Genomic DNA, 2,323 nt, shown 5'->3' on the forward strand with positions numbered 1-2,323 from the left:
AGTTGGTTAGAATACCGGCCTGTCACGCCGGGGGTCGCGGGTTCGAGTCCCGTCCACTCCGCCACTTATATTAAGCCCCAGTCGAAAGACTGGGGCTTTTTCGTTTGGTCGTGTCCCCTAGAAATGCATTTACACATTGAAGGCGAGACAATACGACTTTCTTTACCCTTTTGGCACATGAGTTTCTCAGGAAGATGGGCCTGCTGCCTGCACTTCCAATTACTCCGAGTTTGTATTATGTCCTCGTTGAAAGATTGGTCATTTGAACAATGAGTCTTTATAACACTCGCCCTCAACCGTAGTAGAATGAATAGTCTTCCTCACTGCGCGTTTTGTTAGCGTCTCTCTTAAACAATAATTTTCTACATCTTATTTCTCAAACATTCATTGCTTCCATGTTTAGAGCGGGACCGTCGTTGCGTGGATTACGCAATTTCCCGAAATATAGTGAGGAAGAGAGCTAAGTCTTCCGAAAATTAATGCCTTTTAGAAAACTTTGTTTTCTTTGCTGAACTTGCTAGTAGCGATTAACCTAAGAGGAGTTCTTGAGGAGTATGTTTGATGATGCAACAAATAAAAAATGAAACGCTGAAATCTGTATTTAAGCAATGGTCTTCCGAAGAGGGAATTGTGGTCATCAACCCTGCAACTGAGCAAGAGTTAATTCGGTTAAAGCCTAGTACTCTTGATGAGTTAGATGATCTCATTGGTCAGTGCAAAACGGAGCAAGTCCGTTGGGCTAAGTTAAGTGCCAAAGAGCGCTCTCGTCGTTTGAGGGGGTGGTATCAACTACTTCTTGATAATGCAGAAGACATAGCCACGATTATTACCTTAGAGCAGGGTAAACCTTTAGCTGAGAGCAAAGGGGAAGTGATGTATGGTGCCTCTTTTGTCGAGTGGTTCTCAGAAGAAGCAAAACGTGCTTATGGCGAAGTTATTCCTGCCCCCACGACAGATAGACGTCTATCTGCAATTCGCCAGCCTGTGGGAGTATGCGCTGCAATTACACCTTGGAACTTCCCTATTGCGATGATTACAAGAAAAGCAGCACCAGCCCTAGCGGCAGGTTGTGGCATGTTGATCAAGCCATCAGAGCTTACCCCTCTCACTGCAATTGCTGTTGTTGAATTAGCTTATCAGGCTGGTATCCCTAAAGAACTGCTTTCTGTCGTGGTATCAGAACAGGCTGCTGAGTTTGGTCAAGTACTAAGTACTGATCCTAGGATTCAGAAGATCTCTTTTACGGGGTCTACGCGCGTTGGGAAAATTTTGATGAAGCAAGCCAGTGATTCAGTCAAGGCGGTGTCGATGGAGTTGGGTGGTAATGCGCCTTTCATCGTGTTTGAAGATGCAGACTTAGATGAGGCTGCGGAAGGGCTTGTCGCGTCGAAGTTCCGTAATGCAGGGCAAACATGTGTTTGTACCAATCGTCTATATGTTCATAAAAATGTAAAACAAGCTTTTATTGATAAAGTATTGTCGAAGTTAAGCAAATTAAAGCTTGGAAATGGTTTAGAGAAAGGTGTCACATTAGGTCCTGTTATTACGATGGCCTCTAAGCATCGACTAGAGGCGGTGATCGATCAAGCTGTACAAGAAGGAGCCTCTATTGCTAACTCTCCACAGAGACGGCCTGGTCGCTTTATGGAGCCCGTTCTTTTGGATAGTGTGACGCAGAATATGTCGATTGTTCAGCAAGAGCTATTCGGGCCTGTGTTGCCTATTATTACCTTTGAAAATGATGATCAAGTTCTCGAAATGGCGAACGATACAGAATATGGTTTGGCTTGCTATTTCTATACGAATAGCTTGAAGCGTATTGTGACTTTTAGTGAAGGTTTAGAGTACGGCATGGTTGGAGTTAATGAAGGGATCATCTCTACTGAAGTGGCTCCATTTGGTGGAGTTAAAGAGTCGGGTGTTGGACGGGAAGGTGCTAAGCAAGGACTCGATGAATATCTGGAGACAAAGTATATTTGTCTTGGTGGTTTAAGCTGATTTCAGAGATGGCCGATTGAATTAAAAAGCTAGGTTTTTGCCTGGCTTTTTTTTAGTTGAAAGGCATACCATTTGCCACGCGCGTTTGTGGTTAATATTTTCTGGTTACTTAGTGAGTCGATAGTTAGCTTGCGGTAAGCGGTTTTTAATAATCAAAGCGCTTATGTTATTTCGTTATGGGGTAGGAGAGAGCTTAGCTTTAAACTAATACAAAAAAGCCGCATCAAGTGATGCGGCTTTTTCTAATATGGCTCCTCCTGCTGGGCTCGAACCAGCGACCTGCGGATTAACAGTCCGTCGCTCTACCAACTGAGCTAAGGAGGAA

General features: G+C 44.0%; 1 protein-coding gene and 1 tRNA gene. One reads left to right on the forward strand and one right to left on the reverse strand.

Annotated elements, in window-relative coordinates:
* The first annotated feature begins 561 nt into the window (after positions 1-561).
* Entirely contained in the window at positions 562-1,998 is a 1,437-nt protein-coding gene (locus R7Q48_RS23855) for an NAD-dependent succinate-semialdehyde dehydrogenase (RefSeq protein ID WP_005389260.1), read from the forward strand.
* Between the two features lie 248 nt (positions 1,999-2,246).
* Here R7Q48_RS23855 and R7Q48_RS23860 read toward each other — a convergent pair.
* A tRNA-Asn gene (locus R7Q48_RS23860) sits at positions 2,247-2,322 on the reverse strand.
* Position 2,323 lies beyond the last annotated feature (1 nt).

Source organism: Vibrio sp. 378, assembly GCF_033339435.1.

Coding starts and splice junctions, on each gene's coding strand:
- R7Q48_RS23855 (WP_005389260.1), top strand. CDS start 562: ATGATGCAACAAATAAAAAATGAAACGCTGAAATCTGTATTTAAGCAA.